Origin of the sequence: Enterobacter mori LMG 25706 (assembly GCF_000211415.1) — a bacterium.
Classification (GTDB): domain Bacteria; phylum Pseudomonadota; class Gammaproteobacteria; order Enterobacterales; family Enterobacteriaceae; genus Enterobacter; species Enterobacter mori.
This window is the reverse complement of the sequence record NZ_GL890775.1, coordinates 1-14661: the sequence shown is the minus strand read 5'-3', so window position 1 is coordinate 14661 and position 14661 is coordinate 1. Positions and strand designations below refer to the sequence as shown.

The 14661-nt window shown below is 54.4% G+C and carries 6 protein-coding genes; 1 reads left to right on the top strand and 5 read right to left on the bottom strand.

Going from position 1 to position 14661, the window contains the following annotated elements:
- Window positions 1-157: 157 nt before the first annotated feature.
- The 3 genes from ENTMO_RS0105150 to ENTMO_RS0105140 are packed head-to-tail and all read right to left on the bottom strand — an operon-like array spanning window position 158 to window position 3914.
- On the bottom strand, window positions 158-2305 hold the full coding sequence (locus ENTMO_RS0105150) for a polysaccharide biosynthesis tyrosine autokinase (protein ID WP_010427834.1): 2148 nt from the start codon (window positions 2303-2305) through the stop codon (window positions 158-160).
- A gap of 17 nt (window positions 2306-2322) precedes the next feature.
- Window positions 2323-2772, bottom strand: a complete 450-nt coding sequence (locus ENTMO_RS0105145) for an arsenate reductase/protein-tyrosine-phosphatase family protein (RefSeq protein ID WP_029484981.1) — start codon at window positions 2770-2772, stop codon at window positions 2323-2325.
- Between the two features lie 2 nt (window positions 2773-2774).
- Entirely contained in the window at window positions 2775-3914 is a 1140-nt protein-coding gene (locus ENTMO_RS0105140; RefSeq protein WP_010427829.1) for a polysaccharide export protein, read from the bottom strand.
- A 488-nt stretch (window positions 3915-4402) separates the two neighbouring features.
- Between ENTMO_RS0105140 and ENTMO_RS0105135 the strand changes: the two genes are divergently transcribed.
- Window positions 4403-5098, top strand: coding sequence for a helix-turn-helix transcriptional regulator (locus ENTMO_RS0105135; protein WP_029484980.1), 696 nt, complete (start codon window positions 4403-4405; stop codon window positions 5096-5098).
- 91 nt (window positions 5099-5189) lie between these two features.
- Here ENTMO_RS0105135 and ENTMO_RS0105130 read toward each other — a convergent pair whose 3' ends face one another.
- On the bottom strand, window positions 5190-6059 hold the full coding sequence (locus ENTMO_RS0105130) for an OmpA family protein (RefSeq protein ID WP_272941835.1): 870 nt from the start codon (window positions 6057-6059) through the stop codon (window positions 5190-5192).
- 162 nt (window positions 6060-6221) lie between these two features.
- The gene (locus ENTMO_RS23850; protein WP_237702311.1) at window positions 6222-14642 is read right to left on the bottom strand and encodes an Ig-like domain-containing protein; all 8421 of its coding nucleotides are present in this window, start codon (window positions 14640-14642) and stop codon (window positions 6222-6224) included.
- Between the last annotated feature and the right edge of the window lie 19 nt (window positions 14643-14661).

The window sequence follows — 14661 nt, the reverse complement described above, 5'->3', positions numbered from 1 at the left end:
ATTTAAGAGCATAGAATTGAGGCTAATTCTGTCATTTTTGATCTGAATTGGCATTCAGACTGCACCACATATATGGAACTTTTGATTAGGAACAAGTCATCCAATATTCGGAATTTTATACATCCCGGATAGTGTTGACCTGTTCCGTTACTAGATTTTATTCCTGATAGGAATAGTCGCCGTAGGTGTAAGGTTCAGCGGCGCGCTTCTCTACGCCGTTAAATATGGTGCCCTGGATGGCGATGCCATTTTGATCGAAGCGGCGCAGCCCTGCCTCCACCTCTTTCAGGGAGTTCTGCTCAAAGCGCACCACCATCAGGGATGTTGATGCATATCGGCCAACAATGGCCGCATCCGTCACGCTCAGGATCGGCGGGGTATCAATAATAATCACGTCATATTGCGTTGAGCACGACGTGAGCAGCGTCTTGAATTTCTCAGACATAAAAAGCTCAGCAGGATTATTGGTCATTCGTCCGCGACCAATAAAATCCACTTCCGGGTATTCCGTGTGCTGAATAACAGTCGAAATATTAACGTCTTGAGATAAATAATCCGCAAGCCCTGCGCCATTTTCTGCCGCAGAGAAAACACGGTGCAAATACCCTCGTCGTAAATCGCAGTCGATCAACAAGACCCGCGTACCCGCCTGCGCCATCAGTACGGCGAGGTTAGAACTCACGAAAGATTTACCGACCCCGGGCGACGTCCCGGAGATCATTAATATTTTGTTGTCCGATTTCAGCATCGCAAAATGGAGGCTGGTACGCAGCCCCCTCAACGCTTCGACCGCCAGCGACGTTGGCGTCGATTTCACCAGCAGCTCGTCAGACTGGTAAGTCGGAATGGCGCGGCACCGTCTGCGCTTCGTTAACTCAGGCGCCAGGGGAACAACGGCCAGGACAGGAATGCCACGTTTCTCCAGCTCAGCAGGTTGCCGGATCCCTTTTATCAGCATGTTGCGAACAAGGATGACCCCAGAGGAAAAGAGGAACCCCATTAAGGCGGATAAGAGAACAATCAATATTTTTTTCGGTTTGACCGGTTTCTGCTGCGTGACCGCATGGTCAATAATCCGCACATTCCCCAGGGTACTGGCCTTACTGATATTAAGCTCGTGCTGTTTATTCAGCAAAATCATATAAATATCATTACCCATCTGGACATCGCGGGTCATGCTTAAAATTTCTTGCTGGGTACTGGGCATCGCGCTAATACGCTGGTTCAGCTTTTCTTTTTCTGCAACCAGAATGGCTTTTTTCTCAGACAACGCTTTATAGGCCGGGTGAGTACGCTTATACAGCTTGGAAATTTCCGCCTCTTTAAAGGTCAGTTCATTGAGCTGCGTATCAATAGAGACGACGTTATCCAGAATGAATTTAGCCTCTAATGACAGGTCAACGGACTCATTATTCTTTCTGAATTCATTCAGTTTACTCTCGGCGTTAACCAGATTGCTTTTGATCTGCAACAGCTGCTTATTTAAAAACGCCAGGCTTTTGCTTGCCTCTGCTGATTTGCGCTCAACGTCCTGCGCCAGATAGTTTTGAGCAATACTGTCCAGGATCTGGCTGATCGTCACCGGGTCGGGGCCGATCATGCTCATGTGCAGCATGCCATTCCCCCCCGACTTGGTATCAATGGAGACGCGCTCTTTGAGCTCTTCAATGACCGAATACTCATTGCGCTTCGTCACACTGAACGCGGTATTTTCCGTGAGCCTGGCTTTCTCGATCAGAAGCTCAATACCGCTGGCCTGAACAGGTACACCCACTTTGCCTTTTACGACGGCATCCCCCACGTGCAGGGCGAAGTCTCCAGAAACCGCGATGTCCAGATTCAGGGGGGTGTTAATCCATTTTTCCGGAACGGACAAATAGGCAATATCGAGCGTCGCCAGCTCATGCCCCAGCAGACGCTGCAGAGTGGCATTCGCAACAGGATAGGTTTTTTCTCTTGCGACAATATCCAGCTTCAAATCCCGTACCGTTTTACCCATCACTAACCGTGATTTGAGTAACGACACTTCGGATTCAGAACTGACTCCGGAGCCTTCCGGGAGCATGGTAGACAGCTTGTTTAAAATACCTAATGAGGAATTCTTCTCAACCTGAATTAACGCATCACTCCTGTAAATAGGCGTCGAGATGTTAGCAATAATAATCCCCATAATGATAAACAGAATGGTCGTCGCCGCTATCCAGACTTTGCTGTAAAACAGCACTTTAAGGATTTGAACAATATCAATGTCCTCTTCCCGCTGAACGGGATCGGGAGGGGCATTGCTAACGTGTTTGTTATACATACTCTAATCAGCCTTGATTATTTAACCTGCTGGAAAACCTTGACCCATTCTTCGGCAGCGGAAAAAAGTTGTTTGAAAATGATGTCGGATATTTCTGCTCCCCGGCGATAAGGATCTGAAATTTCCAGTTGCTGGAGCCAATATCCGAATAAAAAGGTCTTACCCCGGGCTTCCATCGCCAGTTGCGTAACCGCTTCAATATGATGCTTATCCATGGTCAGGATCAGATCGTATTCGCGGCACATAGCAGGCGTAAGCTGTCGGGCAAGATGGCCCTCTAAAGAAAAACCATAGTCGCTGGCCGACTGCCGCATGACGGGATCCGCCGGTTCCCCTGTTAACGCTGAAATACCGGCAGAGTCCACCCTCATACCGGGTAAGCGCGAACGCAAAATCCGTTCCCCCGCCGGGGAACGACAGATATTGCCGGTGCAGACGACCAGGATGGAGGTATATCGCCCATACACGATCAGTTACCCCAGTTTCTGACAAAGCGCGTGGTTTCCGTCAGGCTGTAGATACCATTAATGGTTGGCATTAACTGGTTAATCACCCTGTTCCAGCGTGCAACCGGTGCCGTCGTGACATAGACAATATCGTATGGCTTAAGCTTAAATTCCGTGCCTAATACCAGCGCGGTGGCATCACGCGCGTCGAGCTGATAAATAGCCGCTTGTTTCCCCGCTTCTGCATCAGGTTTCGCCTCAGAGCGAATGACAAATATGCCGCTGGCATCGCTTGTCATTTGATTGATCCCTTCCGCATTCCCCAGCGCTTCTGTCAGCGTCATGCCGGAACGATCCATTTTCATGGTGGTTTGCTTAACGACATCCCCCATCACAAAGACTTTTAAGTCGTCATTGCGCGGGATATAGAGAATATCGCCAGGATAGAGCAGCTTATTTTGCTGCAAATCCCCGTATTGCATGAGCGCCTGCAGGGAGACCTTCGACTTCTTACCGCCCTGGGTTAATACCACATTGCCCCAGTCTGCATTCTCGGTCAGCCCGCCCGCCTGGTTTACCGCATCTATAATGGTCAGCGGCACGTTGGTGATAGGTTGCTGGCCGGATTGATTCACCTCGCCTGAGACCGTCACCTTTTGCGAGCGGAATGCGGCGATCCCCACATCGACCTGCGGGGATTCAATATATTTAGCCAGATGCCCGGTGATCATCTCCCTCACTTCGGTCACCGTTTTGTCCTTCACGGCAATTTTGCCGATGTAAGGATAAAAAATGGTCCCGTCTGAATGTACCCAGTTGCCGGTGTCGCTGGCGCTGCGATACTGGCCTGACGGCGTGGTGAGCTCCGGGTGTTCCCACACCGTCACCATAATGATATCGCCCACGCCAATACGGTACTCATACGCGTCCAGACGCTTGTTCAGCTCGGCATTACCCTGCGCAACCACCACGTTTTCCCGCAGCCGCTCGATCAGGGCTGGCGTAACGGGATAAACATTGATATCGACGTCGTTGAGCGTTTTATCATCCTGTGCCTGAACAATGTTTTTCCCGGACGTATCAATATGGCTACCCGGTGCAATCTGGCAGCCTGCAAGCAAAATAATAGAGGTTAAAATAAACAGAACTGAAATTTTCTTCATGCTTTTCTCAATGTCACCTCTGAACAATGACATTCCCTTTTAATTTTCCATCACACAAAACGTCGCTAACGAGGAGTAATACACGTGAATCATAACTGATGAAATTATAACGCTCCCCGTTTTATCTGTCCTGCATACGTGGAATATTCCTGGTTGAAAACCTCGCATTCTTACATTAATGTCTAAAAGGAAAACCGTGCGACACAGGTAAACAATTCCCATTTAGTGAGGGAGTCTTCTCAATTAAGCGTTTATTTATATCGTGTAGAATATAAATATATTCATACCGTAATACCTGTCTGTCGGTATGCAAAGATTACGAAGATGGGCTTTTTGCCATTTTATAGCCTAAATAATTCGAGTTGCATGAAGGCGGCGACGCAGCGAATCCCCAGGAGCGTACATAAGTACGTGACTGGGGTGAGCGAGAAAAGCCAACGCACAGGCAACTTGAAGTATGACGGGTATAGTTCACTAAAGGAATACCCATGGATACCTCCAGAGTTATTTTATCCCGATGTAACTTCAGTAACATCGGCCTGAGTCACTTGCTATCCGGTACATTCAGTAAAGAGAAAATTATCTCGTTTGATGACCAAAGAAACTTGTTTGCCTGGGCGAAGGAGATCAGGAGAGGGTCTTTTTATACGTTGTACCTGGTTTTACCTGATTCCATATACAGCAATATTGTTTATTTCCACTGGTTGATTTCCCTACGTAGAAAAACAAATAATGCAGCCATTTCAGAAATCATTATTGCTTATCACTCGGATATTTTTCCGGAGCTGTTTTCCTGCATTTGCTCTCATTACAAGCATCGTCTGGTGAATATCAACAATCTCACGAACGATGAGATCATAAAAAAAATGCATACTCAGCGTCACCCAAGCAAAAACAAGATTATCAAGAAATACATCGAACTGACGCATATGGAGTTCTGTGTGTTAAAGCTGATGATTGCGGGTTATTCCATTGATGATATCAGTATCGTGCACAACATTAAGCCCAAAACCACCTATACGTACACCAACAACATAATGAAACAGCTGGGCTTTAACTCTTTAAAGAAAATATACTCCTGCGGAGAGATCATTAAAGCGTCAATTGAGCATGAGATAATCAGAGAAAAGAAAAAGCAGTACACCAATGCGAAGATCAAAACCCACGAACCACAGTTTGCATGACACCTCGTTTTTCAGAACCTTTCTCTTTGATATACCACTAAAAAAATACGGATAGCATCTCTGCGATCCGTATTTTAGTCATACACGCGGCTTAGTGGCTTTTCACTAAAATTTCCACACGACGGCTGTTAACGTTACAGCCTGCTGCCTGCTGGTTGGCATTTGTACCGCAGCCTTCAGCGCTCTGCGCCACGCCCTGGCCAACGGTGTTGTTGATCATCTCTGGCTTGATCCCTTTCTCGATCAGCAACGAACGAACGGTATTCGCACGTGCTTCAGACAGACGCTGGTTGGCCTCACGGCTGCCAATCGCATCGGTATAGCCCACAACCTGGATCTCGCGTACGTTATTCGCCTGACGGATAAACTTCACCACGTCATCCAGCTTGCGACGAGATTCTGCAAAAATTCCCGCCGAGTTGCTCGCCGCAAAGCGGAACAACACCTGTTCCTGAATGAGCACTACGCCGGTGTTATTAACGTAATCACAGGGTTTGACCTGAGATGCACGGTTAATAATTTTGCTCTGCTTGTGCATATTTTTCAGAAGCGTTTCCGCACGCGAACGTTCCTCCAGCGCCGCTGTATTGCCCGCGGTGCCCGGATTAACCTGAATAAAATAGGTCTGCGCGCTTTCGGTGCTCAACTGCTGCTGAGGGTTTTGCTTGCCCTGATACGTCGGGTAATCGTTGAAGAATGACTCCACCGTGTGCGCGCCCGGTGCCGCACACAGGACGGTAAACTGTCCTGGTAACAACACGGACTGCAGCTCGCGGTCCACATAGATCATTGCAGGAACCGTGCCCTGCGGGTAATAGACGACAACCTGTGCCAGCTCAGGCGTCACGCCCGCCACCGGACGATAAGGTTGCGGTGCCGTATTTTTTGGCGTCGGTTTGATCACTACCGGTAAATCGATGGCCTTTTCCACTTTTTCAGCAGAATAAGCAGGGTTGGCCATAAATGCACTTAATGCAGCAGCGACACAGAACGCCAGGTTTATTTTTTTAAAATTCCGAGGGGTTATTTTCATTTTCAAATTCCTGATTCACCCAGTGATTGATCGTATAACTTCAGATATGCGCAGAAAGCCCGCCATCCGAAGATGGCGGGCTTTACTGGGTTACATCATTATTTGGTTATTCTGCAGCAGCGTAACCAGATCGGTTTGAACGTCAGCCAGTGTGACAACCTGCGTGAAGCCGTGTTGTCCGCCCTGACCGTCACGGTCGATACTGATCACGGTATCGCTTCCGACAACCTCCACCTTGACGTAATCAAGCACGCCGCGAGAGGAATAATCCAGCTCCAGTTTTCCATCGTCCTCGAAGAAGGAGACAGAGCCCTTGTAGTCAAGCAGTTCGCTCATATCGAGCAGATCTGCATCACTGTCTTTCACCAGATTACCCACCTTGAAGCCGTGGATCGTGTCGTGGCCGTTGCCGCCACTACCGTCGTTAGACATTCCTGCCAGCACCTTGTACATCAGCGTATCGTTACCGCCGTTGACCAGGTAGAAGGCATCATTGCCACCACGACCTTCGAACAGGTTGTTCGCGGAGTTATCCGTGAAGGTATCCTGCTGGTTTGACCCGACCAGTCCCTCAATACTGAGGAGCTTATCGGTGCCGTTACCGGTTGCAGTACCTGTCCACAGGTTGGCGTTAACCGCACTGGTAGAACGGCTGTAGTCAACAACGTCCATACCTGCAGTTTCACTCCAGACCGGCTTGCCGCTCACAATCTGGTTCCAGCCGCCGCCACCGTTGTAGGTGTCGTTACCCGCCGAACCGAAGAAGGTGTCGTTATAGCCCGTACCCACGATCCCGCTGTTGCCAGTGGTGTTGTTCGTGGCACTGCCGCTTTCCGCCGTCAGCACGTAGGAGTCGTGGGCTTTACCTGTTGTCAGGCCGCTCCAGTTCTCATTCACCGTACCGTTGGTGTAACCGCCAATGCTGCCCGTTGCGCCAACGTGATCCGCTTTACCGTCGGTAATACGCAGCATCTGCACGGAGTAAACTTCGTTCGGATCCAGTCCGAAGAAGCTCACCAGACCCATACTGTTGCTGGAGCCGGAGGACTGCGGGTTAATCAGCTGGGTAGCGACAAGCTCGCCCGCCGAGTTATAGAGCTTCACGGTGTTGCTGTAGAAGGTATTGATGCCGTTACCGTCAACAATACGGATCTGCAGGCTGGTGCCGTCCGCCGCGATATTGGTGTTTTTCACCAGCATCGTGCGTCCCGCATCGTCTCTTGCCACCACATCAGCGTCCGCACCCGAACGGTACAGCACCAGGTCCATCGAACCGTCCCAGTCGTAGTCAAGCGCCACGGCACCGGTCATGTTGTTGAACGTCGTGCTCCCCGTCAGGCTAACCTTATTGGTCCCCCAGTTGTTGCTGCCGGTATTGGTATACAGCATTGGCGAGCCTGTCACGCCAGAGCGCGGCACTTCGATGATGTCCATCTTACCGTCGTGGTTCCAGTCCACTGCCAGCGACGTACCGCCATCAACGTTATCGCCAAACCACTGCGCCTGACTGTCGGTTGCATTGAGCTTGCCGGTACCATCGTTAAGATAGATACGGCTCTCGTCGCTGTTAGAACTGCCCTTCGAACCACGGCTCAGGAACAGATCCAGCCAACCATCGTTGTTGTAATCCGCATAGGTCATGGAGATAGACAGGTTTCCGTAGTCCTCATGACCGTCGTTACGGAACACGTTCGCGTAGTAGCCCACTTCACCGAAGTTAGTCTTCGATGATCCCGTCATCTGGTTGTACAAAATACCCAAGCCACGTGAGGTATTACCGACTAAGGTGCCTGCGCCGTTGTAGTCGATATGTGCCGTAATATCTACGGTACCGTTATTATCGATATCCACAGCGCCCACTTCGTGCAGCACGCTCAACGCCGTTGGCAATGCCCCGCCTGGGTGTCCGTCAGAGAAGCCGGCGTTGTCCTCGTAACTCAGCGTACCCTGCTCATTCTTGATGAACGAGATGGAGTCCGCTTCCGAGTCACCCAGCACAAAGTCCAGATAACCATCACCTTCACGGTCATAGGAAATCACGCCACCGAGGTGGTTCAGAGTGCCTTGATCCAGTGCCTTCGCAGAGTAACTACCATCGGCGTTCTGCAACCAGTAGGCGGTGCGACCCGCGTTACCATAGCTACTGACCTGCGACATCACGTCGGCATAGCCATCACGGTTAATGTCCGCAAAGGCTGCCGAGTTGATATAGCGACTGTAAGACGGGTCATCAACGTTATAGCCCGCACCGTTTCCGGTGGACGGCTGCGCAAGGTACGTCGAATCGTAGTCTTCACGCGTGACGGAGTCATAGACACGTCCGGCGTTAGCTGTTGTGCTTCCTGACGTGCCGCGGGCACTCTGGAAGAATGACCACAAACCGTCCTGGCTGATGGTGACCGCAGCGGCGTTCAGGCCGCGGCTGTCCGCATCGGTTGTACCTCCCCAGGTCTGTTCAATCAGCGTACTACCACCACCTTCGGTGACGCCCGTGCTGGTGCTTGCGCTCATGCTTGAGCGGTTGCCCGCCTCGTCCCAGACCACAAAGGCCAGGTTATGCGCGCCCGCAGGCAGGGTCGTATTCAGGCTCCAGGAGCCGTCGGCGTTTGCTTTCGCGAAGCCGATGATCTGATCCAGGCCTTCCTGATAGGTGCCGTTGCTGTTGACGTCGCTCACCAGAGAGACAATCGCACCCGCTTCAACGCGACCATACTGACCGCTGGAGAAGGTGAACGAATCTCCCGTGCTGGTGTGCTGAGGCACATCCGGCGCCATCGTGATGGCATCAGGCGAATCCAGATCGATGACCACATTGTAGCTATCCGCAAACTGCGTGTTCGTACCCGGGTTACCCGCGACGTCAATCACCTGCAGCTTGAAGCTGTGGGTGGTGCTTGCCGTCACTTCCGGCAGTTCATAGCTCCAGCTCGGGCCGTTGAGTGCCAGCGTTTTCCAGGTCTTCCCGTTATCCAGAGAGATCTGCAGATGTTCGCCAGCCTGCAGCGCCGCGCTCAGGTTACCGCTAAGGGTGACGGTACGGTCACGGGTGACCATGTCGCCGTTAGTCGCCGTTGCGGCATGACTGAAGTGATCCCCTGTCGTCAGACCATGGCTGGTATCGGTCGTCACTTTGGTTGTCGTAGACAGACCGTTCATGTCACTGCCGCCCGATGCCACCTGCAGCGCCTGAGAATCGGTGCTGCCGACGTTACCGGCGTTATCCACCACGCGAGCCTGAATGGTGTACGCACCATCGTTCAGCGGCGTGCTCTGCATATCCACAGTCCAGGAGGTGCCGGTTACCGTTGAGGCACGCATCCAGGTTGCACCGTTGTCGAGGCTAATCTCAACCCACTCATCCGCCTGCAGGGCTTTGTTCAGCTCACCGTTAATCAACAGCGTGTTATCGTTGGTGATGAAGTCAGCGTCTGAAGCGCCACGGTCTTCCGAGATCGAGCTGATATTGATAACCGCGTCAGACACGGTGGTATCGACAACAATCGTCCAGGTGTTGCTCGGCGCACTGACGTTGCCTGCTGCATCCGTGGAGGTTGCAACCAGATTCCAGGTGCCTTCAGCCAGCTTGTTCGCGTCGCTGATTTGCAGCGTCCATTGACCCGTTGTGCTATCGGCCACGGCGGTACCCAGCAGAATGCGGGTTGTCGCATCCACCTGATGGTACACATTCACCGTGCTGCCCTTCTCTGCCGTACCGGTAATTTCCGGCGCGGTGTCGTTGGTCGGCTTGCCGTGAACAACGGAACCCTGAACCGGATCCACATCGTCCAGCACGTTGGTAATAACCGGTGCGACAGGCGCAACCGTGTCCACAACCAGATCGAAGTCGATCGGCGTGAGCGGGTTATTCGACGGATCGGTCCCGGTGATGCGCAGGGTATGCGCGCCATCGCTCAGGCTACTCATCGGTGTGAATTCCCAGTTACCATTGGCATCCGCTTTCACGGTACCCAGCTGAACGCCACCGACGTCGGTGATGATAATGGTGCTGCCTGCCGTCGCCTTACCGACCAGCTGTACCTGGCTATCGTTCGTGACTTCACCATCGCGAAGCACGCGAGAACCACCCGCTTCCTGGACATCATCCACCACCTGCAGCAGCTGCAGATAGCTTGCGCCCGTGGAGACGTTAACGGTGATATCGTCAACGATCGCACTGCTGTTACCCGCCGGATCCGTTACCTGAGTCGCGAACTGGTGTTCGCCATCAACCAGCGGCGTGGACGGGGTGAACTGCCAGCTACCGTCAGGGTTGGTGACGATGACTGAACCGATCGCCTGGCCATTATCATAGATAGTGACCGTACTGCCCTGCTCCGCTTTACCGGTGAAGGTCGGTTTGTTGTCGTCCGTGGTCATGCCCTCGGTCAACTGACCTTTCCAGGCACCCTGATCGTCAGACACCTGCAGGCCGGAAACCGGATTCGGTGCTGTTGAATCAATGGTTACCGTGAACGAACCGCTGCGATCGCTCTCCTGACCCGCGCTGTTGGTATTGGTCACCGTAAAGGTGTAGCTACCGTCAGCCAGTGCCGGAGATGGCGTGAAGCTCCAGGTGCCATCGCTGTTCAGCGTTGTTTTACCTACAACCTGACTGCCGTTGTAGAGGGTGATCGTATCGCCCGCAGCACCGTCCGCAGTCCCGTTCAGGGTCGGCGTATCGTCTTTGGTCAACGCATTGTTGGCCAGGTTGATAACGGTTGTGCCGGTATCGTCCAGAACGTTAACGATCGCTGGTGCATCCGGGGTATCGGACATAATGACATCATAGCTGTCAGCCGGTTTCGCCACGTTGCCAACCCGATCGGTTTCCGTCACGGTTAGTTTGTTGATGGAGTCACCGTACAGGGACTCAGATGGCGTCAGTTCCCATTTGCCGTTCTGATCAACCGTGGTGGTACCCAGTACCTTCGTGTTGCCGTCTTTATCGGTGGTGTAGACCGTAATGACGTTGCCCACTTCAGCACCAGAGCCGCGGATCACCGGACGTGAATCGTCCAGAACGCCGCCATCCGCCACAATCCCCTGAACGTTACCCACGTTATCCGTGACGGAATCAATGGTCACTTTGCTCGCATCCGGCGCGGTGTAGTCGGTGGTCAGCACGAAGTCCGCAGACTTGTCGCTGACGTTTCCGGCTTTATCCGTCGCCGTCACATAGAAGGTGTTTTTCCCTTCTGGCAACTTACTGCCCGGCTTGAAGTTCCACGCGCCGCTGCTGTTCGCGGTGACTGAACCCAACAGCGTGCCATCAACGGAGTAGATGTTGACGGTGCTGTTCGCTTCGGCCGTACCGTGCAGGATTGGCTGCGGATCGTCAGTCACGTCGTTGCTGGTCAGGTCGTCCTTAACGGTACCCACCTGATCTTCCGCGTAATCAATGCTCGGACGATTCGGTGCTTTACTGTCAATTTCGAAGCTGAAGGTGCTGGAGGTATCCTCTTTACCGGTCAGATCTTTAGCGGTCGCCGTAATGTTATGTACGCCATCGCCCAGATCGCTGGTTGGGGTGAATGTCCAGTTACCGCTGGCATCTGCCGTCACGGTGCCCAGCACCACGCTGCCATCTTTGATGGTCACGATGCTGCCTGCTTTTGCCTTACCGATAATGTCCGGACGGGCATCGTCAGTCACGTCATTGGCCTTCAGTTCGCCAGTTACGGTGCCTTTATCGTCCATCACGCGAACGATAGTGACCGGTACGCTGGAGGTATCAAGCGTGACGGTGACGCCAGCATTTTCTGCACCCAGGTTGCCCGCTGAATCCTCAGCGCGCGCGGTGAAGGTGTATTCCCCATCCGCCAGTGAACCGGTGGTGTAGGTCCAGTTACCGTTAGCATCTGCCACCGCGGCGCCGTTTTCCTGACCGTTCACGTAGACGTGAACAACGCTGCCAGGCTCTGCTTTACCGCTGATGGTCGGCGTCGCATCGTCAGTGGTGTCGCCATTGGACAATACGCCAGTCTTCGGGCCTTCGTTATCGCTAACGATGAAGCCAGTGACTTCGCCCGGCGCGCTGGTATCCACCGTGACCGGGAATCCGCCGGTTTGCGGGCTCACCTGTCCGATGTCGTTAATGGCTTCCGCCACAAACGTATGGATACCGTCTGCCAGTTTCGGCGTGTTGAAGCTCCATTTACCCTGGGCATCAGCCTGCGTTTCACCCAGTAAGGTGGTGCCGTTCGGGCCGCCGTAAATGCGAACCGTCACGTTGGCTTCCGCAGTACCTGTCAGAAGCAGGGTGTTGTCGTTGGTTGTCGCATCCTTCTGCAATGGACCTGTATGCGGCGCGACGTCATCTTCGACACTGCTCAGGGTCGGTGGCAGCGGCTGACCGCCTGCATCGATCTGAATAATGTATTCCGGTGAAGCCGCCGTGGTGTTACCCACGCTGTCGGTCTCTTTAACCGTCAGGTTATAGGTGCCGTCAGGCAGCGCCTTGGTGACCTGCAGTTCCCAGGTGCCGTCTGCCTGCACTTTGGCGGTGCCAATCACCTTGTCGCCGTTGTACACGGTGATGGTGTTGCCCGCTTCCGCGCCGGTGCCTTTGATCAGCGGCGTGTTATCGTCAGTCTTACCGCCTGACGTCACGGAGCCGGTCACAGAACCAAAGTCATCCACCACGTCAGTGATGCTCACTTTGCTTGCATCCGGTGCGGTGTAGTCCAGGGTCAGCACGAAATCGTCGGACGCTGCGCTGGTATTACCCGCCTTGTCCGTCGCCGTCACGTGGAAGCGGTGCTCGCCTTCCGGCAGTTTCGCGACCGGTGAGAAGCTCCAGGTGCCGTCGGCTTTCGCCGTCACTTCGCCCAGCAGGCCGTTCTGATCGTAGATCTTCACGGTGCTGCCCGCTTCCGCCTTGCCGCTCAGGGTTGGCGTCGGGTCGTCGGTGCTGCCGCCGTTCGCCAGGTTACCCTGCACGGTGCCCACGTCGTCCAGCGCCGCGTCGATGGTCGGTTTCACCGGCGCATCGGTATCGATGGTCACGGTCCAGCTGCTGCTGCTTGACTCGTTGCCCATCGGATCCTTCGCCGTGGCGGTGAAGCTGTGCTCGCCGCGACCCAGATCCACGCTCGGCGTGAAGCTCCAGGTGCCGTCCGCGCCCGCGGTGGTGGTGCCCAGCACGTTGCTGCCGTCCATGATGGTTACGGTGCTGCCCGCCTTCGCCGTGCCGCTGATCTGCGGACGGGTATCGTCGGTGACCGCGTTCTGGGACAGGCTGCCGGTCACGCTGCCGAGGGCGTCGGTCACGCCGGTGATTTCCACCTTGCCCGGGACCACGTCAACGGTGATGACCACGTGCGACCCTTCCGGTCCGGTGTTGCCTGACGGATCGGTCACGGTGGTGGTCAGGTCATGCTCGCCGTTGGAGAGCGCCTGATCCGGGGTGAAGCTCCAGGTACCGTCCGGGTTCACCTTCGTGGAGCCGATAACCTGGCCGTTGTCGATGATGTTCACCGTGCTGCCCGGCTCGGCCTTGCCGCTCAGGGTCGGGGTGTTGTCATCGGTGGTGTCGCCGCTCACGACCGGGCCCTGGTAGGCGCCGACGTTGTCGGTGACCAGCAGGTCAGAGGCCGCGTCCGGTGCTTTTGTATCCACCACGATACCGAAGCCGCCGGTTGGCTCACTGGTGCGTCCCACGCCGTCGGTGACGGGGGCGGTGAAGCTGTGATTGCCGTCAGCCAGCGCCGTATCCGGCGTGAAGCTCCAGCTGCCGTTGCTGCCCACGGTGGCGGTGCCAATCAGGCGACCGTTATCGTAGATGCTGATGGTGCCGCCGATCACGCCGCTGCTGCCGCTCAGGGTCGGGGTGGTGTCGTTGGTGACGTCGCCCTTCTGCAGGTAGTCGGCGTGCGGTGCCACGTCGTCATACACGGTGTCCAGCGTCGGCGCCTGCGGCGGCACGGTGGCCACGTTGATGACGTATTCCGCGGACGGGCCGGAGACGTTGCCCACGCTGTCGGTCTCTTTCGCCGTCAGGGTGTATTTGCCGTCCGGCAGCGGGGTGGTCGGTTCGAGGGACCAGGTGCCGTCTGCCTGTACCTTCGCGGTGCCAATCACCTTGTCGCCGTTGTACACGGTGATGGTGTTGCCTGGCTCTGCGCCGGTACCCTTGATCAGCGGACGGTTATCGTCGGTTTCCCCGCCGGAAGCCACCACGCCTGACGCTTTCACGTCGTCGTAGACTTCGGTAATAGCCAGCTTGCTCGCATCCGGGGCGGTGTAGTCCAGGGTCAGGACGAAGTCGTCTGAATCTGCACTGGTGTTGCCCGCCTTGTCCGTCGCCGTCACGTGGAAGCGGTGCTCGCCTTCCGGCAGTTTCGCAAACGGTGAGAAGCTCCAGGTGCCGTCAGCTTTCGCCGTCACTTCGCCCAGCAGGCCGTTCAGATCGTAGATCTTCACGGTGCTGCCCGCTTCCGCCTTGCCGCTCAGGGTGGGCGTCGGGTCGTCGGTGCTGCTGCCGTTAGACAGGGTGCCCTGTACGGTGCCCACGTCGTCCAGCGCCGCATCG